Source organism: Planobispora rosea (genome assembly GCF_014648175.1).
GTDB classification, from domain to species: Bacteria; Actinomycetota; Actinomycetes; order Streptosporangiales; family Streptosporangiaceae; genus Planobispora; species Planobispora rosea.
On sequence record NZ_BMQP01000004.1, the window covers coordinates 278,965 to 300,109 of the forward strand.

Genomic DNA, 21,145 nt, shown 5'->3' on the forward strand with positions numbered 1-21,145 from the left:
GCCGGTCAGCGCTGGGCCTGCATCATCCAGTGGTGCTTCTCGACGTCCTGGGTGACGGCGATGAGGATGTCCTGCGTGGGCGGGTCGGCCTCGGCGGTGGCCTCGACGCGCTCGCGCATCCGGCGGCCGATCGACTCCAGGATGTCCGTCATCGCGGAGACGACCTTGCCCGCGTCCAGGTAACCGCCCTCGACCTGGGGAACCTGGCTGGAACCCGCGACGGTGGAGGCGCGGCCGTCGGGGGTGACGCCGAGCGCGACCGCCCGCTCCGCGACGGTGTCGGCATGCGTCCGGGCGAAGGTGACGATCTCATCCAGGTGCAGGTGGATCTGGCGGAAGTTGGGGCCGATCACATTCCAGTGGGCCTGCTTGGCCAGGAGCGAGAGGTCGAGGAGGTCGACGAGCGCCCCCTGCAGCGCCTCGCCCACGATCTTCTGGTCGCCCGGCTGGAGCGGACTGGTGATGGTCGACATGGACATACCTCCCATTAGTCGATAGGTGGCCTCTATTGGACAGAGACCCCTATACCCACCCATGCCCATCCCATGTTGGCCGGGCCGGCCGGACGGCTCTCCGGCCGGCCCGCCCCCGCGCTCAGCGTCGGAACGGACCGGTGACCTCGTAGGTGACGCCGTCGGTCCCGGCGGCGTCGCCGCGGGCGCCGCGCTGGGAGGAGAAGTACAGCCGGGTGCCGTCCGGGGAGAAGGCCGGACCGGTGATCTCGGACTTGGCGTGGCCCTCGATCCGGAGGAACGGGGTGACCTCGCGGTCCGGAGTGATCAGGTTGATCTCCATGTTCCCGCCGTCCTCGGCCACGTAGAGGTCCCCGGCCGGGGTGCCGGTGATGTTGTCCACCCCGGTCAGCGGGGAGTCGGCGTCGTAGACGATCTCCAGCCGCTCGTTCTCCGCGTCGTAGGCCCACACCCGGTTGTCGCCCTTGGTGGTGAAGAAGCACACGCCGCCGTCGTAGTGGCAGCCCTCCCCTCCGGAGAAGTGCTTGGCGGCGCCCACCTGGTGCCGGGTCGGGATCAGCGGCGCCGCCGGGTTGGGCACCCGCTGCCAGGTGACCGGCCCGGTGTCGGAGGTCGCGCAGAGCACCTCCAGCCGCCCGGCCGTCAGGTCGCCCCACTCCGCGGGCCGGAACCGGTAGAAGCAGCCGTCCGACTCGTCCTCGGTCAGATAGACGACCTCCCGATCGGGGTCGCAGGCGGCGGCCTCGTGCTTGAAGCGGCCCATGGCCAGGCGCGGCATCGCGGCGCGCTCGCCGTACGGGTCGCATTCGAAGACCCGTCCGCGCAGGATCTCCTCGCACGACAACCAGGTGTTCCACGGGGTCCGCCCGCCCGCGCAGTTGAGGTTGGTGCCCGACAGGATGCGGTACGCCTCGCGGATCTCCCCGCCGGGACCGAACCTGATCGCCGAAGCCCCGCCGAGCAGCGGGATCTCCGAGTTGGACACGTAGATCCAGCCGTCACCGTCGGCGAAGCACGCGCCGCCGTCCGGCGCGGCGTGCCAGAGCATCCCGCCGACCCTGCGGCCGGTGCGGGCGACGATCCTGCTGGTGAACCCCGGCGGCAGCGCGACGCCGTTGGCGTCGGGCGCGCCCGGCGGGCCGTACGGGCTCGCCCCCCTGCGAGCGGTGACGTGGACGGAGCCGGGGGCGACGGCGGCGGCGCACGCGGCCCCCTGCCAGAGCGATCCGGCGAACGCCGCACCGGCGGTCAATCCTCCGGTGCGCAACAACGTACGGCGATGCATGACGCCTCCTCGTTGCCTTCACGATGGGCGGCAAGTCGATCAAATCCACATGAACGAGACTGCTTCCCCGACTCAAACTTTTCGGAAACCTCGAAGCAAGTGCTTTGCGAAAATCCGCACCGCCGCGCGCGCCGCCGCCGGGCGCCGTCCCGGGCGTCGTTCCGGGCGTCGTTCCGCGCCCCGCCCCTTCGCCGCCCCCCCGCGGCGGGCGAAAGGCAGAACATATTTCCACCGCAACAGCACCCGCAACAACCGAATGCGACCGGCTGATTACCCTACGATTCTCGCCATGGAGAGCACGAGCTCCGCACGGGACACGACGGCCTCTCCCGACCGGGGCTGCCGGACCCGGATCGCGGGGGGATCCGATCCTGCCGTCCGTGACAGCGCCGGGCGGACCGGGCCGGGAGCACCGGCCGTCCTCGCGGCGTGCGCGTCGGCGCGCCCGCCGCGCGACACCGGCCGGTGCACCGTCTGCTCGGGTGTCCTGCCGGCCATCGACGCCGGGGGTTACACGGCGTCGCGAGCGCTTCTGATCGTCCGGCACGGTTACTGCCGCTGCCCGAACTTCGATCACGACTACGAGAGATACGCCCGGCAGGCGCCCCACGGGGAGGGCTACCTGCCGGTGTAGGCCGGTCCCGTGGGGGCGCGGCCCGCGGGACCGGCCGCGTCACGCGGCGGAACCGGCCGGGAAGTGCCGCGCCCACCAGGCCCGCCAGCGCGATTCCAGCGCGGCGAACGCCTCGTCGTCCAGGCCGTAGGCGGTGAGCACCATCATGGCGCCGCCCTCCGGGTTGGCGGGCGAGGCGGGGGTCCGGCCCGCGACCAGCAGGCCGTCGCCCCAGCCGGCCACGGTGAGACCGAGCTGGTGGGCCGAGCGGAACCAGACCTCGCCGCGCAACCTCTCCCCGGTGGGGCCGTCCAGCTCGTACGGGCTCCCGGGGGCCAGCCCGGCCACGGCCGCGAACCCGGCCGCCCGGAGCACCGGCTCGCCCCCCGGGCCGGACAGGTACACGGTCCGCCGGTCGGCCCCCCGATGCCGTTCCAGGGCGAACCTGAGCTGGTGGACGAAGGTGATCCAGCCCTCGGTGATGTCGTCGTAGTAGGCGTCCCACTCCGGGTTGCCGCCGCGCGGGGCGCGGGTCAGCCGGAGCCGGGTCCGGTCGCCGAGGCCGGTCAGCTCGAAGCGGTCGCCACCCTGGACGTCCAGCCGGTATTCGGCGGCGGACTCGACGACGTTCTGGTGGTAGATGACCTCGATCTCCTTGTCGAGCTCGTCGCAGTGCCATCCGTGCCAGCGGCGGATCTGCTCGGTGTCGCGCAGGGCCTCCCACACCTCCTCGACGGGGGCGGAGATCACGACCTCGACGAAGAACGGTTCATCTGTCATCTTCGGCTCCTTGGCGGGGGGTGGGATGTCCCCCGGCGACGAGGCGGTAGGACCGCCCGCCGGGGGTGTCGAAGCGGGCCGCGACCCGCGCGACCGCCTCGGCGAGCTCGTCGGTGAAGCGGTGCACGTCGCCCGGGGCGTCGAAGCGCACCTCGGCCTCCAACGTGAACGTCAGCAGCCGGACGCCCCGCCGGTCGGCGGCGGCGGCCATGCGGGTGACCTCGCGCACGGTGCCGGCGGCCACCTCGACCAGGTGCTCGGCGGCGTACCGGTCGGCGATGCGGCGGAACCCGTCGTCGACCCGGGCGGTCTCCCCGTCCCGCGGGGAAGCCCCGGCGGGCCCGGATTCCTCGCCGGCCGGGGTGAGCACGCCGGGATCGACGAGGAAGGCGTTGGCGGTGGCGCGCATCACCCGCTCGGTGAAGCCACGCCGCGGGCGTTCCTCCACCATCTCGATCAGTCCGGCCTGCTCCAGCGCCTTGACGTGGTAGTTCACCCGCTGGCGGGGCAGGTCCAGCTCGGCGGCGAGCTGGACGGCGGAGGCGGGCTCGCGCAGCCGGGCCAGCAACCGCCTGCGGATCGGGGTGAGCGCCACCCGGAGGCGGTCGGGCTCGTCCATGAGGCTCATCTCGGTTGCGGCCATATCGCCATGAGACAATAGAAAAATTAATCTGTCAATTGATGGACCGGCCGGCGGCGGGCCCGCACCCCGCCGATCAGAGGTGGCGGCACAGGGGCGGCGACGCTTCTTGACACTGTCATAGTTACAGTGTCATTGTGGGTCCATGGAATGGACGATCGGTGAGCTGGTGGAGCGGGCCTCCCAGGCGCTGGGCCCGGCGGAGCGGCCCAACGGCCGGGTCCGCGACGTGCCCAACGAGCGTCTCGTCCGGTGGTACGCCACGATCGGCCTGCTGGACCCGCCCCTGGCCCGCCGCGGGCGCGTCGCCCTGTACGGCAGGCGGCACCTGCTCCAGCTCATCGCCGTCAAGCGCCGCCAGGCGGACGGCCGGAGCATCGCCGAGATCCAGGCCGAGCTGACCGGCGCCACCGACCGCGCCCTGGAGACGATCGCCCGCATCCCCGCCGGGCTCCCCCCGGCCCCCGGCGACACCGTCACCCCCACCGCACCCGCCGATCCCGGCCACGGCTCGCCCGGCGCGACCGGCCACGGCCCGCCGGGAACGACCGGCGCGGGGAACACGGCCGCCCCCAAGGCCGCACGCCCGCGTTTCTGGGCCGAAGCACCCGCCCCTCCACCGGCTCCCGGAGCCGGCGGCCCTCCGTCCACCGCCCCCGACCGGGAGGCCGCCGGACACACGACCGAACGGGAAGCCGCCGGAACCACAGCCGCCGCGGGCCCGGCCGGGCCCGGGACGGCCGCCGCCGCTCGCCTCCCCGTCACGGCCGTGCCCGCCCTGCGGCTGGCGCCCGGCGTGACCCTCCTGCTCGACGGCGCCGGCCGCACCCCGTCCGGCGACGACCTCGCCGCGATCGGCGCCGCCTCCGAGGCGCTGGTCACGCTCCTGCGCAACCGTGAACTCGCCCCTCCGGAAGGAAGCCCATGATGATCGACCACATCACCCCGCTGCGCCCGGACGAGTGCGAGCCGGTCCCCGACGCCGGGCTGGGCGCGCTCGTCACCGAACGCGGGAACCTGCCTCTGGAGAGTGTGGACGTCACCGCCGACGTCACGGGCCTGGCCGCCGGAGTCCGGGTCACCCAGGGTTTCCGCAACCCCTTCGACGTGCCGCTGGAGGCGACCTACATCTTCCCGCTGCCCGACCGGGCCGCCGTCACGGCCTTCCGGATGGAGGCCGACGGGCGGGTCGTCGAGGGCGTGCTGAAGGAGCGCGGGCAGGCCAGGGCCGACTACGACCAGGCGATCTCCGAGGGGAGACGGGCCGCGATCGCCGAGGAGGACCGGCCCGACGTCTTCACCATCAGGGTCGGCAACATCGTGCCGGGCGAGCGGGTCACCGTCCGCCTGACCCTCGACCAGCCCCTCCCCTACGAGGACGGCGCGGCGACCTTCCGCTTCCCCCTGGTCGTCGCCCCCCGCTACATCCCCGGCACCCCGCTCGACGGCGACCAGGCCGGCGGCGGCTGGGCCCCGGACACCGACGCGGTCCCCGACGCCTCCCGCATCACCCCGCCGGTGCTGCTTCCCGGCTTCCCCAACCCGGTACGGCTCTCGCTCGCGGCCACGATCGACGCCGGCGGGCTGGAGCTGCGCGAGGTCCGCTCCAGCCTGCACACGGTCGTGCGGGAGGGGAACACGGTGCAGTTGCAGCCCGGTGAGCGTCTGGACCGCGACTTCATCCTCCGTCTGGCGTTCGACGCCTCCACCTCGCTCTCGCTGGTCCCCGACGGAGAGGGCGCGGAGGGCACGTTCGCGCTGACCGTGGTCCCGCCGGAGGCCCCGCCCACGGCCGCTCCCAAGGACGTCGTCCTGGTGCTCGACCGGTCGGGCAGCATGACCGGCTGGAAGATGGTCGCCGCCCGGCGTGCGGCCGCCCGCATCGTCGACACGCTGACCTCCGGCGACCGGTTCGCCGTGCTCTCCTTCGACACGGTGGTGGAGCACCCCGAGCGGCTCGGCGCGGGCCTGGTCGAGGCCTCCGACCGCAACCGCTACCGGGCGGTGGAGCACCTGGCCCGACTGGAGGCCCGGGGCGGCACCGAGATGCTCCAGCCGCTGGAGCAGGCCGTCGCCCTGCTGGGCGACCCGTCCAGGGACCGGGTGCTGGTGCTGGTCACCGACGGTCAGATCGGCAACGAGGACCAGATCCTGGAACGGCTCGGCGCCCGTCTGGCCGGGGTGCGCGTGCACACGGTCGGCATCGACCGCGCGGTCAACGCGGGTTTCCTGAGCCGCCTGACCGGGTTCGGCAAGGGCCGGTGCGAGCTGGTCGAGTCGGAGGACCAGCTGGACGAGGCGATGGAGAACATCCATCGCAGGATCGGCTCGCCGCTGGTCACCGACCTGTCGCTCAAGGGCGACGGGCTCGACCTGGTCCCCGGCGCGACCGGCCACCTCGGCGCGGTCTACCCGGGCGTGCCGCTGACCGTGCACGGACGCTACCGGGGCGACGCCTCGGGGGCGGTGGTCCTGAGCGGGCTGGACACCGCCGGGCGGCCGTGGGAGCAGCGCGTCATCGGGAGCAGGACGGACAACCCCGCCGTGCGGTCCATCTGGGCGCGGGCGCGGCTGCGCATGCTGGAGGACCGCTACGCCGCCGGGGACCACTCCCTGGAGGAGGAGATCATCGCGTTCTCCCTCCGGTACGGCGTGCTCTGCCGGTTCACCGCGTTCGTCGCGGTCGACACCCACGTGGTCGCCGAGGGCGGCCCGCAGCACAAAGTGGTCCAGCCGGTGGAGCTCCCGAGCGGCTGGCAGGCCCCGCCCGCCGCGCCGCCGATGAGCCTGATGGCCGCGCCCGCCCTCATGCCCGCGTCCATGCCCGCCCCCCGGGCGGCCTTCCGTATGGCGGCCCCCGGATCGGCGTTCACGCCGCCGCCCGCCCCGGCCTCCGCGGAGTTCGCGGAGCCGGCCGGGCCGGGTGTGCCCACGCCCGCGGCGGGGGCGCCGGCGTACGGCGCGGGCGGCTCCATCGACTGGATGGAGCACGAGCAGGAGAGGAGTGCCGCAGCGCGGGAGCCGCTGGACCCGTTCCGGGAGCAGCTGGCCGAGGAGCTCCGGCGGTTGCGGGCCGCCGCCTCCCTGCGGGCCGAGGACCGGCGCCGGTACCTGGCCGACCTCGGCACCCGCCTGGCGGGGCTGGCCGCCCACCACGGCGGCCACGCCGAACTGGAGGCGCTGGCCAGAGACCTGACGGCGGGTGATCCCGCGGTGGACGTGGACACGCTGTGGCAGCTGGCCGAGCACACCCTGGAGACCCTGCTCCAGCGGGGGCCGGGCGGGAAGCGGCGCCCGTTCTGGAAGCGGTGAGGCGCCCGTGACCCGGCAGGCCGGCCGTCATGACCGAGCCTGCCGAGGTCATCGATGGACGCGGCACCCGGTCAGGCGCCCGGCCGAGGAGGGTGCCTGACCGGCCGGGTCACGTCGGCTAGGGTGCGAGGATGACGAGCCCGATCTTCGATCTCTGCGACGACTACGTCACCCGTTCCGCCGCGCTCGACCCGGTCGGCGCCGCGGCCTCCGGCATCGACGTCGAGTTCGCCGCGACCTCCGATTACAGCCCGGACGGGTACGCCGCCCAGGCCGACCTGATCCGCCGGACCCTGGGAACGCTGAGCACGCTGGAGCCGGAGGGCGAGGCGGACGTGCGGGCCGCCGCCCACCTGCGGGAGCGCCTGGAGGCCGAGCTCGCCTGCCATGAGATCGGCGAACCGTTGCGCGCCGTACAGGCGCCGTTCGGGCTCCTCACCGACCTGCGGGACGGCGTCGACCTGCTGCCGCACGAGACCGAGGACGACTGGCGGAACGTGGCGGCGCGGCTGGCGGGCATGCCGGAGATGCTCGGCAGCTGGCGGACGAGCCTGGAGGAGGGGCTCTCCCGCGGCCTGGCCGCGGCCCGCCGCCAGGCGCTGGAGCTGGCGGTGCAGGCCGAGCTGTTCGCGACGGGCGCCACGCACGCGGGCCTGATCGGCTCCTACGGCGACGGGCCCGCGCGGAGCGCACTGGAGAAGGGCGCGGCGGCGGCCTACTCCGCCTACGCCGAGACCGCCCGCTACCTGCGCGAGGAGTACGCCCCCCGGGCGGCCGGGACCGACGCGGTCGGGGCGGAGCGCTACGCGGTGAACTCCCGGCTGAACCTGGGCGCCGACATCGACCTGGCCGACGCCTACGAGTGGGGCTGGGCCGAGCTGGCCCGGATCGAGGAGGAACTGGCCGCCGAGGCGCACCGGGTACGGCCCGGCGCGTCGGTGGCGGAGGCGACCGCGATCCTCGACGGGACGCAGTTCGTCGAGGGCCTCGACGCCTACCGGGACTGGCTGCAGGAGCGCCACGACCAGGCGATCGAGCAGCTCCACGGCACCCACTTCGACATCGCCGAGCCGCTGCGCCGGGTGGACGTGACCCTGTCCCTCGGCTCGACCTCGGGCGCGGCCTACTACACCTCGCCGAGCGAGGACCTGTCCCGGCCGGGCCGTACCTGGTGGCCGGTGGGCGAGGGCGCCGGGGAGCGGTTCACCGTCTGGAACGAGCTGACCACGGTCTTCCACGAGGGCGTGCCCGGCCACCACCTGCAGCTCGGCCAGACCCGGGTGGCCGGGGAGAGCCTGTCGCGCTTCGGCCGGAACTCGTGGGTGAGCGGGCACGGCGAGGGCTGGGCGTTGTACGCCGAGCGGCTCGCCGACGAGCTGGGCTGGTTCACCGAACCGGGCACCCGCCTGGGCATGCTCGGCGGATCGGCGCTGCGGGCCGCCCGGGTGGTCATCGACATCGGCGTGCACCTGGACCTGCCGCTGCCCGACGGCTCGAAGTGGACCTTCGACAAGGCGTGCGAGGTGCTGCGCGACCGCGGCCGGTGCGAACCGCACCGGGTCCACGCCGAGGTGGTCCGCTACTTCGGCTGGCCGGGTCAGGCGCCGTCCTACAAGCTCGGCGAGCGCGCCTGGCTGGCCGCCCGCGAGGAGGCCCGGCAGCGTCTGGGCGCGGACTTCGACCTGCGCCGCTGGCACACCGCCGCCCTGGACCTGGGCCCGGTCGGCCTGGCGAGCCTGGCCGACGCCCTGCGCCGCGTCGGCTGACGCGGCGCCCTCCACGCTCCGCCCGTCCCACGCTCCGCCCGTCCCACGCTCCACCCGCCCGCGCGTTCACCCGTCCCCGGGAAGCTCTGTACGGCGGTGACAAGGATTCGGCGCGTCCGGTTCCTATAATCCGCCCATGATCGAGTACGAGGGCTTCCCGGGACGGGTCGGACGGACGTTCGCGGGGTCGGAACCCTGGTGGCCGCCCCGGGCGTCGGCGGCGGGGAAGCCCAACGTCGTCATCGTGCTCGCCGACGACGTCGGCTTCTCCGACCTGGGCTGCTACGGCTCCGAGATCCCCACCCCGAACCTGGACGCGCTCGCCGGGCGGGGCGTGCGCTGGACCAACTTCCACGTCACGCCCATGTGCTCGCCGACCAGGGCGGCGCTGCTGACCGGGGTGAACCCGCACCTGACCGGGGTCGGCCACGTGGCCAACTCCGACCCGGGCTTCCCCGGCTACACCGGGGAGATCTCCCGCGACGCGGTCACCGCCGCCGAGATCTTCCGGGACGCCGGATGGGCCACGTTCGCAATCGGGAAGTGGCACCTCACCAAGGACTCCGACATGTCGGACGCCGGGCCCCGGCACGCCTGGCCGCTGCAGCGGGGGTTCGACCGCTTCTACGGCTTCCTGGAGGCATTCACCAACTTCCACCACCCGCACCGGCTGGTGGAGGACAACCACACGGTCGAGGTGGACCGCTACCCCGACGGCTACTACCTGACCGACGACCTCACCGACCGGGCCGTCCGCATGATCCGGCAGCTCAGGGCGTCGGACCCGGACCGGCCGTTCTTCCTGTACTTCGCGCACGGCGCCGCGCACGCGCCGCTGCAGGCCAAGGCGGAGGACATCGCCGCGCACCGGGGCGTCTACGACGTGGGCTGGGACGTGATCCGGGAGCGCAGGCACCGGCGCCAGATCGAACTCGGCGTGCTCCCGGCGGGCACTCCCCTGCCGCCCCGCGACGCCGTGCCCGGTGACGACGTCCCGGCCTGGGACTGCCTGGGCGAGGACGAGCGGCGGCTCTTCGCCCGCTACATGGAGGTCTACGCGGCGATGATCTCCGGCATCGACGCGAGCGCGGGACGGCTGCGGGACTGCCTGGCCGGGCTCGGCGAGCTGGAGAACACGATCTTCGTCTTCACCTCCGACAACGGCGGCTCCCGCGAGGGCGAGGAACGCGGGACCACGCAGTACTTCCGTACGCTGCTGTCGAAGAACAGCGGGCACGACCGCGAGGACCTCGCCGCCGACCTGGCCAGGATCGACCTGGTCGGCGGGCCGCGGACGCTGCCGCACTACCCGCGCGGCTGGGCGGCGGTCTCCAACACCCCGTTCCGTCTCTACAAGACCAACACCCACGCGGGCGGCCACTCGGTGCCGTTCCTCTTCTCCTGGCCCGCGGGGCTGGACGCCTCGGGCCTGCGCGACCAGTGGGCCTTCGTCACCGACCTGCTGCCGACCCTGCTCGACCTCACCGGGATCGAGGCCGCCGAGGGACTGCCCCGGACGGGGGTCTCGCTGGACGGCCCGCTGCGCGAGGCCGCCGCCGCGCACGGCCACACCGAGCAGTACTTCGAGCTCGGCGGGAACCGCGGCTTCTACCGTGACGGCTGGGAGGCGGTCACCCGGCACCGGCCGCTGACCCCGTTCGGCGACCACGAGTGGGAGCTGTACGACCAGCGCGCCGACCGCGTCCAGCTCCACGACCTGGCGGCCGACCGGCCCGAGCTGGTCACCGAGCTCGCCGCCGCCTGGGAGGGGGCCGCCCGGGAGAACCTGGTGTACCCGCTGGACGAGGGCTCGCGCCTGCGCTACCTGCTGCGTCCGCCGTGGCACGCCGACGCCGGTCCGGTACGGCTGACGCCGGACCTGCACACCCTGGAGCGGTGGCGTTCGCTCCAGCTCATCCAGTGGCGTTCCTTCACGATCGAGGCGGAGATCGCCGAGCCGGGCGAGGGCGTGCTGGTGGCCCACGGCGACCAGGGCGGCGGCTACGTCCTGTACGTGGCGGACGGGGAGCTGGTCTTCGCGCTCAACGCCTACGGGGTGATGCACGAGCTGCGGGCGGGGGCCGTACCGGAGCGGACCGCGCGGGTGGAGGTGGGCGCGCCCGGCGGCTGGGTCTGGGACGTCACCGTCCTGGCCGACGGACGGGAGCGGGCGTCCGCGGCGGGCCTGCCGATGCTCGCCGCGATGGCTCCGTTCGAGGGCGTCGACGTCGGGATCGACCGCCGCTCCCCCGTCTCCTGGGACCTCTACGAGGCGCGCGGCCCCTTCCCGTTCACCGGGGCGCTGACCGCCGTCACCTACACCCCGGGCCCCTTCGCACCCGACGCCGGGCAGAACTTCCTGGAGATCGTCCGGGAGATCGGCCGTCGTTACGAGTGACGTAGAGTGGCGGAATGGTGATTCTCGACGGTGGGCTGGCGACCCACCTGGAGGCGCTCGGCGCGGATCTGCGCGACGACCTGTGGTCGGCGAAGGTCCTGGTGGAGAATCCCTCGGCGATCCGTCAGGCGCATCTGGACTACTTCGCGGCCGGAGCGCAGGTGGCGACCACGGCGAGTTACCAGGCGAGCATCCCGGCGTTCCTGCGCAGGGGGCTGACGGTGCGTGAGGCCGAGGATCTGATCCGGCTCTCGGTACGGCTCGCGGCGGAGGCCAGGGACGCCCACGGGGAGGGCGCGGTCGCCGCGAGCGTCGGACCGTACGGCGCCTACCTCGCCAACGGCGCCGAGTACACCGGCGACTACGACCTCGACGAGGACGGCCTGGCCGGCTGGCACCGCGACCGGTGGCACATCCTGGCCGACAGCGGCGCCGACTTCCTGGCCTGCGAGACCATCCCCTCCTTCGCCGAGGCCCGCGCGTTCAAGCGCCTGCTCGGCGAGACACCGGGGGTGCGGGCCTGGGTCAGCTTCTCCTGCCGTGACGGCGAGCACATCAGCGACGGCACCCCGCTCCGGGAGGCCGCCGCGCTGTTCACCGCCGACCCGCGGGTTCTCGCGGTCGGGGTCAACTGCACCGCGCCGCGCCACATCCCCAGCCTCATCGGCCGCATCGAGGGCAAGCCGGTGATGGTCTACCCCAACTCGGGCGAGACGTGGGACGCGGAGAACCGCCGCTGGACGGGCACGGCCGACCCGGTCGAGTTCGGTACGGCGGCGGCGGGGTGGCACGCGGCGGGCTCGGCCTTCATCGGCGGCTGCTGCCGTACCACCCCGGAGCACATCCGCCAGATCCGCGAGCAGATCTACGGCGGGTAGGACCGGCCGGGTCAGCCGGCGACCGCGGCCTCCCGGTCACCGCGGCGACGCCGCCAGAGGTTGTCGGCGGCCAGGGCCCCGCCGCCGCTGAAGGCGATCATCAGGCTCGCCGCGGCCAGCGCGAGGACGAACTCGTAGCCGCCCTTGTCCGCCGCGAAGCCGTTGGCCCCGTGGACGAACACGATCGCCCCGAGCATGGTGAGGGCGAGCAGGACCCCGAAGATCGGGAGCGCGGCGCCCAGGATGAGCGCGATCCCGCCGGCGACCTCCAGAACGGCCACCGCGGGCGCCGCCACGCCCGCCAGGGGGACGCCGATCTGCTCGAAGAACGCCGTCGTCCCCTCCAGCCCTCCGGTGAACTTCATCCAGCCGTGCACGAAGAAGATCGCGCCGATGGCGATCCGGCCCAGCAGCAGGGCGATGGAGCGTGCCTGGTCCAGCATGACGCCTCCCGAAGTGGTTCAAATTTGAACAATGGCCATGATGACAGATAGTTCAAATTCAAACAACAGGTAGACTGGGTAAGTGACGGGACCACGGTGGCTCGACGAGCGCGAGATGGCGGCGTGGACGGCCTACCTGACCGCGTCCCATCTGCTGGAAAGGCGCGTCGAGGAGCAGCTGAAGGCCGACGCGGGCCTCACCCACGCCCAGTACGAGATCCTGGCGAGACTGTCCGCCGCCCCCGGCCGCCGGTTGCGGATGACCGAGCTCGCCCGGACCGTCGTGGTCTCCAAGAGCGGCCTGACCTACCAGATCGGCCAGCTGGAGAAGAGGGGCCTGGTGGAACGGGCCACCTGCCCCTCCGACGACCGCGGCGTCCTGGCCGTGCTCACCGAGCAGGGCATGAGATGCCTGGAGCGCACCGCGCCCGGCCACGTCGCCGTCGTGCGCGAGTTGCTGATCGACCTGCTGAGCCCGGACGAGCTCGAGACCATGGCCCGCGTCATGCGCAAGGTGGAGGCGGCGACCCACTCCTCGGCGCGCGCCCTCCCCTAGAACGCCCTCCCGGTGGTGTGCACCCCGTGAAACCGCGAGGCGGCCTGTGATCCTCGCCCGAGGATCACAGGCCGCCGATCAGACGCCCGGGCGGGCCCGGTCAGGGCCGGGCACGGGCTCCGGCCCGGTCAGACGCGGAAACGGGTGACCAGCTGGTTCAGCTCGGCCGCCATGGCGGCCAGGCGCTCGGAGGCCTGCCGGGAGGTCTCCACTCCCTCGGTGGTCTCCTGGGCGGCACCGGCCACGGCGGTCATGTTGTCGGCGATGTTGTGCACCCCCTGCGCGGCGCTGGAGACGCTGCGGCTGATCTCGCCCGTGGTGGCGGTCTGCTCCTCCACCGCCGCGGCGATGGTGGTCTGGTAGTTGCTGATCGTGCCGATGATGGCAGAGATCTTGTCGATCGCCCCCACCGCGGCCGCGGTGTCGGACTGGATGGTCTCGATGCGGGCGGCGATGTCCTCGGTGGCCTTGGCGGTCTCCTGGGCCAGCTCCTTGACCTCGGAGGCGACCACCGCGAAGCCCTTGCCCGCGTCGCCGGCGCGGGCCGCCTCGATGGTGGCGTTGAGGGCCAGCAGGTTGGTCTGCTCGGCGATGGAGGTGATGACCTTGAGGATGTTGCCGATCTCGGCCGAGGACTCACCCAGCTTGCCGACCACGGCGGTGGTCTCCTGGGCGGAGGTGACCGCCTCGACGGCCACGGTGGCGGCGTCGGAGGCGTTGGTGGAGATCTCCCGGATGGAGGCGCCCATCTGCTCGGAGGCGGCGGCCAGCGTGCTCACGTGCTCGGTGATCTCGCGGGCGGCCTCCCGGGCGCCGCCTGCCTGGGCGGCGGTGCCCTCGGCGTTGTCGGCCAGCTGCCGGCTGACGGCCTCCAGATCGGCCGAGGAAGCGCCCAGGGTGGTGGCGTTGGCGTGGATGACGGCGATGGTCTGGCGCATGGTGGTGATGGCGCGGTTCAGGGCGGCGGCCATGGTGCCGACCTCGTCCCGGCTGGTGACGTCGGCGTTGCGGGTCAGGTCTCCGTGCGCGAGCGCGTCCAGGACACCGGTGACGCGGCGCAGCGGCCCCACCACGCTCCGGGCGACCAGCCAGGCCAGGCCGAGACCGGCGGCCAGGCCGAGACCGCCGATGACGCTGACGCGGGCGATGACCTGGCCGACGGTGTCGTGGGCGTCGTTGACACTGGCGACCGCGGTCTGGCTCTGAGCGGCGCGCAGGCCGGCGATCCCCTCCGCGATGCGCTCGTCGATCGGCCTGATGGCGTTGTAGCCCTTCCAGAAGCCAGGCAGGTCGTGCTTGTCGGCGGAGGGGATGACCTGCCCGTCACGGATCTTCACGTACTCGGCCCAGTCGGCGTACACGCGCTCCCAGGCCGCCTTGTCGGTCGTGACGGCGGCGAAGACCTCGGCGTTCTCGACGATGCTCGCGTCGGCCTTGCGCATCTCCTCAGCGTTCTTGACCCGGAACTCGGGGTTGGACATGTAGTAGTTGAGCATGAGGTAGCGCACCCGCAGCATGTCACTGTGGATCAGGCCGAGGGTCTCGATCGGGCGCACGCCGTGCTCGTAGATCTCCGTGGCTTTGTCGTCGGCCTGGTTGAGGCCGCTGACGCTCACACCGAGCACGAGCAGGCCCGCGGTCGCCACCGCGGTGACGGCGGCGAAGATCTTGGCGGTCAGCGGCAGGTCACGGCAGCGGTCGATCAGTGACCGCCGGGCGGGTGCGGCGGAGTGGGACCCGGAGGGGGGCGGAACAGAGAGCGACGACATGGCTTTCCTCAAAAGATGCGGTAATCCCAGAAGCGCTGGGCGGCATCTTCCTCATCGGAAGGCGCCCGCCGTTCTTGAGTGGTCGCCTTGAGCAATCGTGCCGCCCGGAGGTGAGGACCTCAGAGCGCCCGGCCGACGGCCGCCCCGGCGAAGGCCGCGGCGAGACCGGCCACCAGCGTGAACACCAGGTTCACCACCGCCGGTCGGCGCTCGCCCGACTCGGCCAGCCGCATGACGTCGTAGGCGAGCGTGCTGTAGGTGCTGAGCGCCCCGCAGAACCCGGCTCCGCCGAGGGTGAGGCCCCAGACCGGCAGCCATCCGGCCAGCGCCCCCGCCGTCAGCAGACCCAGCAGGAACGAGGCGGCCACGTTCACCAGCAGGATCCCCCAGGGGAAGGGGGAGGAGGTCCGGAGTCCGGCGAGGTGGCGCAGCACGGCTCCGGCGGCGCCGCCCACGGCCACGAGCAGCACCGTCATCCCGTCCTCACCGCGTCCGTTCCGTGGGGACGTCCTCGGCGGGCGGGGCGGGAGGCGCCGGCCGTACCCTGCGGATCAGGGCCGTACCGGCGAACACGGCCGACAGCGCCAGGGCCGGGGTCGCGACGAGGTAGGCGACGGCCGTGCCCGGACGGCCCAGATGGACGAGCGCCTCCACGTCGACGGCGAAGGCGGAGAAGGTGGTGAAGCCGCCGAGTGCCCCGGTCGACAGGAACGGCCCGGCCAGCCGGTGCGGCGCCGACGCCACCAGCCACCCGACCAGCGCGCCGATCAGCAGGCAGCCGAGTGTGTTGATCACCAGGGTCGTCCAGGGGAACGCGGGCGGCGCGGCCGGGAACAGCACCCCCAGCCCGTGACGGGCCAGCGCGCCCAGGGCTCCGCCGCACGCCACGGCGCCGGACACGGCCGCGTCGATCCTCACCCCGACAGGGTAGTGCCACCCCCCGGTGGGCCGGGGACGGCCGGGCCCGGAGATCCTTCAGTCGCGGCCGGGCCCCTTCGCCCTCCGGGCGGCGTCGGCCGCGGCGTCCGGCCTGCTCTTCGTGGCGTCCGCCTTCGCGCTCGCGGCGTACTTGTCGACGTACTCCTGGCCGGAGAGCTCCATCAGCGCGTACATGATCTCGTCGGTGACGGCGCGCAGGACCAGGCGGTCGTCCTCCATGCCGTAGTAACGGGAGAAGTCCAGCGGTTTGCCGAACTTCACCCCCGGGCGGATGCCCAGCTTGGGCAGCGGACGGCCGGGGGGCATCATCTCAAAGGTGCCGATCATCGCCCACGGGATGACCGGCGCCCGGGACTCGAGGGCCAGCCGGGCCACGCCGGTCTTGCCCTTGTAGAGACGGCCGTCGTGGGAGCGGGTGCCCTCGGGGTAGATGCCGAGCACGTGCCCCTCGCCCAGGATGCGCAGGCCGGTGCGGAGCGCCGCCTCGCTGGCCTTGCCTCCGGACCGGTCGATCGGCACGGTGCCGACCCCGCTGAAGAAGGCCCGGCTGACCATTCCCTTCAGCCCCCGGCCGGTGAAGTACTCGGCCTTTCCGAGAGAGATCACCTTGCGCGGCAGGAACAGCGCCCCGAAGAAGTGGTCGGCGAATGACAGGTGGTTGCCGGCCAGGATCACCGGCCCCTCCTTCGGCACGTTCCCCACGCCTTCCGCCCACGGGCGGAAGATCAGATGGAGGAAGGGCCAGAGGATGGCCTTCACCACCCAGTAGAACACTCGATGCTCCTTCGGTTGTCAGTCAGCGACCTGGAGGTATCTTCCCACCTTCGGCCTCTGCCACCTACACCACCGAACAACCCAAATCGCCCCTCTCGCAAAACAACCCCCAAACATGCGACGATCAGGCGAACTGACAAGGAGTGCCGTCATGCCTGTCATGCCCGGTGCGGAGCCGTACCACCACGTGGGCGGTCCGGTCGGAGTCCTGCTCTGTCACGGGTTCACCGGTTCGCCGCAGTCGTTACGCCCGTGGGGGGAGTACCTGGCCGCGGCGGGCCTGAGCGTGGCGCTGCCCCGGCTGCCCGGGCACGGGACCACGTGGCAGGAGATGAACCACACCCGCTGGGAAGACTGGTACGCCGCCCTCGACAAGGAGCTGGCGGACCTGCGGGGGCGGTGCTCCGACGTCTTCGTCATGGGCCTGTCGCTGGGCGGCTGCATGGCCCTGCGCCTGGCCGAGGTGCACGGTACGGAGATCAGAGGCGTGGTGGTCGTCAACCCCTCGATCGCCAACGACGTCCCCCTGCTCAAGCTGGCCCCGCTGCTGAAGCTCTTCGTCCCGTCGGTGCCGGGGGTGGCCGGGGACATCAAGAAGGCGGGGGCGACCGAGCTCGGCTACACGCGCACGCCGGTCAGGGCCGCGGCGAGCCTGCCCCGGTTGTGGGCGCTGACCCAGTCCCAGCTGGACCGGCTGGTCCAGCCGGTCCTGGTCTTCCACAGCCCGCAGGACCATGTGGTGAAACCCACCAGTGTCCGTATTCTTCGTGAGAAGCTGACCGGGGGGAACCTGGATGTGGTGGAGCTCGCCGACAGCTACCATGTCGCGACGCTCGACAATGATGCCGATCAGATCTTCGCGGGGAGCCTGGAGTTCATCCGCGCGAACGCCTCTGTACCCTTGCAGGGAGACTGATCGCGGACGGGGACGCGCGGTCTCACGGGAGGAAGTGGACGGCCGATGAATGACAGGCCAGCTAGGTGACACCTCAGAGCGATGAGGACGAGGTCTGGCGGCAGATCGTCGCGTCCTTCAACGACACCGCCGAGCGTGATCCGGCCGACCAGCCGTGGCCGGACAGCGAGAACCTCCCGGCCGAGCCCGCCCGCCGCGTGGTCAGGGAGCCGGAGGAGGCGCTCCCCCGGGCGGACGACGACGCCGCTGAGCTCGCGAAGCCGACGGAGCCCGCGGAGCCCGCGGAGCTCACCGACGGCGGGCAGCCGGACGCCGACGAGGGGCACTACGTGCCGCCCGCCCCGCCCCCGCTGCCCAAGGCCGACACCGCCACCAAGATCGGGTGGGCGGCCCTGTTCGGCGGCCCCGCCTTCCTGGGGACGACCGTGCTGCTCGGATGGGAGCCGGAGGGCTGGGTGCTGTTCGCCGCGGCCGCCGCGTTCATCGGCGGCTTCGTGGCGCTGGTGGTGCGGATGGGCGACGGTCCCCCGAACGACTCGGGCTGGGACGACGGCGCCGTCGTCTGACACCCCGCGAGGCCGCCACGGGTCTGACGACCCGCAGGGGCCACGAGCCGGACCTCTCCGGCCCGCCCCTGCGACCCGGGACCGCTCCGGCCCCCTGCGACCGGGACCTCTCCGGCCCGGACCGCTATGACCGGGCCCGCTCCGGCAGGCCGGCCCCGAACCGCTCGATCACGTCGGTGTAGCGGCCGGCGTCGTCCACCACGTGGCCGACGCTCCACACCGTACCCGTGCCGGGCACGTAGGCCGCCGCCTGGAGCCTGATCGTCCGCGGGGCGGCGGGTGCCGCCCCGTGCAGCGCCTTGAGCGTGCGGCCGTCGTAGCGGAGCAGGAACGCCTCTCCCGGCCGTTCCAGATCGACCCCGGAGATCCAGAACCGGTTCTTGCGGTCGCCGGTCACGCCGTACAGGCGGACGTCGCCACCGCGCACGGTCACCCGTGACCACTTCTTGCCGTTCCAGGACAGCACCAGCGGGACGTCCTCGTCGGGGCCCCGGTAGACGCCGCCGACGGCCAGCGCGCGCTTCGGCCCGTTGACGTGGACGTCACGCAGGTAGCCGCCGGGGATGTCGGGCACCGGGAACGCCTTCCAGGTCCCCTCCGACAACCTCATGACGAGCGGCTTCTCCCCGGTGTCGCCCACCGCCCAGCCGTCGCCCTTGGCCGAGACCGACACGCCGTACAGCGCGCCCTCCCCCTCGGCCTGAGTGAGCTTCCACCTGCCCCCGGACCCGGTGACGATCAGGGGGTGCCCGTCGCGGCGGCCCACGGCGGCCACCCTGCCCGGGGTGACGGCCACCCCGCCCAGCCAGTCACCCACGTGCAGGCTGTCGACGGTGATCCGCTCGAAGGCCGAGCCGTCGCCCCTGGCGAGGTACGGCATGCCGTCGTGGCCCTCGCCCACGGCCCACAGCTCGGTGGCGGAGGCCGCCGCGACCGAGTGCAGCAGCCCCGCGCCGGTGGAGTCGTTGCGGACGGCGACCTCGGACCACCCGCTCCCGTTCCAGTGGACGATCGCGCTGCGGCTCTGCCAGACGTCCCACGCGCTCTGCTGGCCCACCGCCCAGACGTCGGAGGGCGAGATCGCGACCACGTCCGACAGCGACCCGTCGCTGCTCAGCCGGGCGGTGGCCGGCGCCTGCCACGACTCCGCCGCGGGCGGGCGGACGGGATCGGCGTGCGCGGCCGGCGGATGGAGGGGCAGCAGGAGCATGCCTCCCGCGCAGAGCGCCAGCGCACGCCGCGGAAGGCGACGAGTCATGCCCACATCGTAGAGTGCCCCGCCCTCCCCCCGTGCGCGCTTCCCCCGGTCACGGTGCGGTCCCCTCTCCGGGCACGGCGATTTCCGCGATCACCGGCAGGTGGTCGGTCGCCGCGGCGAGGTCGGCGGGGGCCGCCTCGGCGGTGCCGCAGGAGACGACCTGGAGCCCTCCCGCGGCGAAGACCGCGTCGATGCGCAGGCGCGGAGCCCTGGCCGGGAAGGTCAGGCCGTCTCCTCGCGGCGCGAGCGGGTAGCAGTCGTTCAGCCCCTCGCAGATCAACCGCCAGGACGGCCCGTCGGACTGCTCGTTGATGTCCCCCGCCAGCACGGGCAGCGCGCCGAAGCGGTCAGCGGCCTTCCGCAGCAGGGTCACCGCCTCACCCGCGTGGTGCAGCCGCGCGGACGCGTCGAGGTCGAGATGGACCGAGCCGACGGCCACCCGGACGTCCCCGGCCTCCACCACGGCGATCGCGACGGCCCGCTGCTCCAGGCCGAGGAAGAACTTCAGCAGGCGGCCCTCACCGTGCAGCAGGCGGACCCGCGGGCCGGTCAGCACGGCCACACCGCCCAGGCGGCGCCCCGCGGCCACGCGCAGCCCGCCGGAGGCGGCCAGTCTCCGGCGCTTGCGGCGCCAGCACAGGAAGCGGGGAGCCTCCTGCACGCAGAGCACGTCGGCGCGGAGCGCGGCCATCACCCGGCCCAGCGCGGCGACGTCGTCCCGCATGGAACGCACGTTGTAGCAGGCGACCCTGAGCTGCACGGCGACCTCCCTCGGGGGTGCGGGGGCGGGGGTGCGGGGGCGGGGTCCGGCTCAGCGCCTGCGGGCGAGGTCGGCGGCGCCGACCAGACCGGCGGAGGCGCCCAGCTCGGCCAGGCGGATCTCGGCCAGCGGGCGGTGCCCCCGGCCGGTCAGGTTCTCGGCGAAGGACTCGCGGACCCGGTCGATCCAGAGGTCCGCGGCACGTGAGACGCCCCCGCCGAGGATGAAGCAGCCGGGGTCGAGCACGGCGGCGAGGTCGCTCAGCCCCCGGCCGAGCCAGTCGGCCATCGAGGCGAAGGCCGCCAGTGCGGCCGGGTCGCCCGCGCGGGCGGCGTCGGTCACCTCCGGGCCCTCGATGTCCCCGGACGTGCCACCGGCGATCTCCAGCAGCCGGGCGGCGCCCGCCGGATCGGCCTCGGCGAACAGCCGGGCCTCGGCGACCAGGGCGTTGCCGCTGGCGTACTGCTCCCAGCAGCCGAGGTTGCCGCACCCGCACGGGCGTCCGTCGGGGACCACCTGCATGTGCCCCAGTTCCGCGCCCATGCCCCAGCGGCCCCGGTAGAGGGAGCCGTCGAGCACGATCCCGCCGCCGATGCCGGTGCCGACGGTCACGCACACGACGTGGCTCTCGCCGCGCCCGGCGCCGAACCTCGCCTCGCCCCAGGCCATCGCGTTGGCGTCGTTCTCCACCACGACGGGCAGGCCGACGAGGCCGGAGACCTTCTTCTGCAGCGGCTCCTCGCGCCAGGCGAGGTTGGGCGCGAACCGCACGATCGACCGGGTCTCGTCGACGAACCCGGCGGCGCCGAGGCCGACGGCCTCGATCTGACGCCCCTCCGCCAGTTCCCTGACCACCTCGGCGATGGTGTCGGCGACCTGTTCGGGGTGCTCCGCCGGAGTGGGACGCAGGCGATGCTCGACGATCCGGCCGTCCTGATCGACGACGCCCGCCGCGACCTTGGTGCCTCCGATGTCAACGCCGATGGTCAGGCCCATCTTCCACCCTCTCCCCCGGGCTC

The 21,145-nt window shown here is 73.2% G+C and carries 21 protein-coding genes; 9 read left to right on the forward strand and 12 right to left on the reverse strand.

The window, feature by feature from the left end; genetic code table 11:
- Nucleotides 1-5: 5 nt before the first annotated feature.
- Entirely contained in the window at nucleotides 6-473 is a 468-nt protein-coding gene (locus IEZ08_RS06015) for a Dps family protein (protein WP_068928604.1), read from the reverse strand.
- 121 nt (nucleotides 474-594) lie between these two features.
- On the reverse strand, nucleotides 595-1,758 hold the full coding sequence (locus IEZ08_RS06020; RefSeq protein WP_189241807.1) for an alkaline phosphatase PhoX: 1,164 nt from the start codon (nucleotides 1,756-1,758) through the stop codon (nucleotides 595-597).
- 289 nt (nucleotides 1,759-2,047) lie between these two features.
- Here IEZ08_RS06020 and IEZ08_RS06025 point away from each other — a divergent pair, with 289 nt between their 5' ends.
- Complete coding sequence (locus IEZ08_RS06025) at nucleotides 2,048-2,392, forward strand: hypothetical protein (RefSeq protein WP_189241808.1); 345 nt, start codon at nucleotides 2,048-2,050, stop codon at nucleotides 2,390-2,392.
- 39 nt (nucleotides 2,393-2,431) lie between these two features.
- Here IEZ08_RS06025 and IEZ08_RS06030 read toward each other — a convergent pair whose 3' ends face one another.
- Together IEZ08_RS06030 and IEZ08_RS06035 are read right to left on the reverse strand one after the other, a co-directional pair.
- Nucleotides 2,432-3,151 (reverse strand): SRPBCC family protein, encoded by a 720-nt coding sequence (locus IEZ08_RS06030; RefSeq protein ID WP_189241809.1) that lies wholly within the window; start codon nucleotides 3,149-3,151, stop codon nucleotides 2,432-2,434.
- Complete coding sequence (locus IEZ08_RS06035) at nucleotides 3,141-3,794, reverse strand: transcriptional regulator (RefSeq protein WP_203863231.1); 654 nt, start codon at nucleotides 3,792-3,794, stop codon at nucleotides 3,141-3,143. The genes IEZ08_RS06030 and IEZ08_RS06035 overlap by 11 nt, the downstream gene beginning before the upstream one ends.
- 142 nt (nucleotides 3,795-3,936) lie before the next feature.
- Between IEZ08_RS06035 and IEZ08_RS06040 the strand changes: the two genes are divergently transcribed.
- The 5 genes from IEZ08_RS06040 (at nucleotide 3,937) to mmuM (ending at nucleotide 12,145) form a co-directional block, all read left to right on the forward strand.
- On the forward strand, nucleotides 3,937-4,719 hold the full coding sequence (locus IEZ08_RS06040; RefSeq protein ID WP_068922591.1) for a MerR family transcriptional regulator: 783 nt from the start codon (nucleotides 3,937-3,939) through the stop codon (nucleotides 4,717-4,719).
- Nucleotides 4,716-7,103, forward strand: a complete 2,388-nt coding sequence (locus IEZ08_RS06045; RefSeq protein ID WP_229802944.1) for a VIT domain-containing protein — start codon at nucleotides 4,716-4,718, stop codon at nucleotides 7,101-7,103. The genes IEZ08_RS06040 and IEZ08_RS06045 overlap by 4 nt, the downstream gene beginning before the upstream one ends.
- A gap of 131 nt (nucleotides 7,104-7,234) precedes the next feature.
- On the forward strand, nucleotides 7,235-8,869 hold the full coding sequence (locus IEZ08_RS06050) for a DUF885 domain-containing protein (RefSeq protein WP_068922589.1): 1,635 nt from the start codon (nucleotides 7,235-7,237) through the stop codon (nucleotides 8,867-8,869).
- A gap of 136 nt (nucleotides 8,870-9,005) precedes the next feature.
- A complete protein-coding gene (locus IEZ08_RS06055) occupies nucleotides 9,006-11,267 on the forward strand; it encodes an arylsulfatase (RefSeq protein WP_189241810.1) in 2,262 nt (753 codons plus the stop codon).
- A gap of 14 nt (nucleotides 11,268-11,281) precedes the next feature.
- A complete protein-coding gene (gene mmuM / locus IEZ08_RS06060; protein WP_068922587.1) occupies nucleotides 11,282-12,145 on the forward strand; it encodes a homocysteine S-methyltransferase in 864 nt (287 codons plus the stop codon).
- 11 nt (nucleotides 12,146-12,156) lie between these two features.
- Here mmuM and IEZ08_RS06065 read toward each other — a convergent pair whose 3' ends face one another.
- Nucleotides 12,157-12,588: a DoxX family protein gene (locus tag IEZ08_RS06065; protein WP_068922586.1), complete on the reverse strand. Its 432-nt coding sequence runs from the start codon at nucleotides 12,586-12,588 to the stop codon at nucleotides 12,157-12,159.
- An 82-nt stretch (nucleotides 12,589-12,670) separates the two neighbouring features.
- On the opposite strand from IEZ08_RS06065, the gene IEZ08_RS06070 reads away from it, so the two are divergent.
- Nucleotides 12,671-13,144 (forward strand): MarR family winged helix-turn-helix transcriptional regulator, encoded by a 474-nt coding sequence (locus tag IEZ08_RS06070; protein WP_141703814.1) that lies wholly within the window; start codon nucleotides 12,671-12,673, stop codon nucleotides 13,142-13,144.
- A 128-nt stretch (nucleotides 13,145-13,272) separates the two neighbouring features.
- On the opposite strand, the gene IEZ08_RS06075 is transcribed toward IEZ08_RS06070, so the two are convergent.
- From IEZ08_RS06075 to IEZ08_RS06090, 4 genes are all read right to left on the reverse strand, one after another.
- A complete protein-coding gene (locus tag IEZ08_RS06075) occupies nucleotides 13,273-14,913 on the reverse strand; it encodes a HAMP domain-containing methyl-accepting chemotaxis protein (RefSeq protein ID WP_084779895.1) in 1,641 nt (546 codons plus the stop codon).
- Nucleotides 14,914-15,032: 119 nt separating this feature from the next.
- A complete protein-coding gene (locus IEZ08_RS06080; protein WP_189241811.1) occupies nucleotides 15,033-15,389 on the reverse strand; it encodes a FluC/FEX family fluoride channel in 357 nt (118 codons plus the stop codon).
- Nucleotides 15,390-15,396: 7 nt separating this feature from the next.
- Entirely contained in the window at nucleotides 15,397-15,831 is a 435-nt protein-coding gene (locus IEZ08_RS06085; protein ID WP_229802945.1) for a fluoride efflux transporter FluC, read from the reverse strand.
- A gap of 57 nt (nucleotides 15,832-15,888) precedes the next feature.
- Nucleotides 15,889-16,626, reverse strand: a complete 738-nt coding sequence (locus tag IEZ08_RS06090; RefSeq protein WP_068922582.1) for a lysophospholipid acyltransferase family protein — start codon at nucleotides 16,624-16,626, stop codon at nucleotides 15,889-15,891.
- Between the two features lie 151 nt (nucleotides 16,627-16,777).
- Here IEZ08_RS06090 and IEZ08_RS06095 point away from each other — a divergent pair, with 151 nt between their 5' ends.
- Nucleotides 16,778-17,542, forward strand: coding sequence for an alpha/beta hydrolase (locus tag IEZ08_RS06095; protein ID WP_068922581.1), 765 nt, complete (start codon nucleotides 16,778-16,780; stop codon nucleotides 17,540-17,542).
- A gap of 65 nt (nucleotides 17,543-17,607) precedes the next feature.
- Complete coding sequence (locus IEZ08_RS06100) at nucleotides 17,608-18,108, forward strand: hypothetical protein (RefSeq protein WP_068922580.1); 501 nt, start codon at nucleotides 17,608-17,610, stop codon at nucleotides 18,106-18,108.
- A gap of 124 nt (nucleotides 18,109-18,232) precedes the next feature.
- Here IEZ08_RS06100 and IEZ08_RS06105 read toward each other — a convergent pair whose 3' ends face one another.
- From IEZ08_RS06105 to IEZ08_RS06115, 3 genes are read right to left on the reverse strand one after another with little or no spacing between them, the layout of a single operon-like run.
- Complete coding sequence (locus IEZ08_RS06105; RefSeq protein WP_068922579.1) at nucleotides 18,233-19,366, reverse strand: hypothetical protein; 1,134 nt, start codon at nucleotides 19,364-19,366, stop codon at nucleotides 18,233-18,235.
- Between the two features lie 49 nt (nucleotides 19,367-19,415).
- Nucleotides 19,416-20,126, reverse strand: a complete 711-nt coding sequence (locus IEZ08_RS06110) for an endonuclease/exonuclease/phosphatase family protein (protein ID WP_084779893.1) — start codon at nucleotides 20,124-20,126, stop codon at nucleotides 19,416-19,418.
- Nucleotides 20,127-20,177: 51 nt separating this feature from the next.
- Entirely contained in the window at nucleotides 20,178-21,122 is a 945-nt protein-coding gene (locus IEZ08_RS06115; protein ID WP_068922578.1) for an ROK family glucokinase, read from the reverse strand.
- Between the last annotated feature and the right edge of the window lie 23 nt (nucleotides 21,123-21,145).